Source organism: Cereibacter sp. Soil_C_27, from assembly GCF_057657095.1.
On sequence record NZ_JBDGJD010000033.1, the window covers coordinates 1 to 455 of the forward strand.

1 protein-coding gene is annotated in these 455 nt (G+C 70.1%); it reads right to left on the reverse strand.

Annotated features, from left to right (window positions below):
- On the reverse strand, positions 1-455 hold a 455-nt coding region (locus AC3A5Z_RS24170; RefSeq protein ID WP_487521811.1), incomplete at both ends, for a nitric oxide reductase activation protein NorD.

A 455-nucleotide genomic window follows, 5' to 3' on the forward strand; every position in this document is an offset into this window, starting at 1 on the left:
GTGAAGCCGGAGCGGCCGAAGATGCGGGCGAACCAGTCCTGCCCGTCGGCATCGACCACCACGCCATGCACCGCCTGCGCCCGGCCCTTCGCCTCGCGCACCGCCATGCGGCTGTCCTCGATGCCATGGACGCCCTCGTAATGATCAAGGTCGTTCGGCTTGCCGTCGGTCAGCACCAAGAGCAGCTTGCGGGCCGAAGGCTCCTTGGCCAGCATCGCCGAGGCGTGGCGGATCGCGGCCCCGAGCCGGGTGTAATGGCCGGGCTTCAGGCTGCCGATCCGGACGGTGATCTCGGGCGTCACCCGCCCCTCGAAGCCCTTGCAGCGGGTCAGGAACACCCGGTCGCGCTTCAGCGACGAGAAGCCCCAGATGCCCAGTCGGTCCCCCGCCACATTGATGCCGCCGGCCAAGGCCGCCAGCGCCTCGCGCATGGTGTCGATCACCGAGCGGTCGCC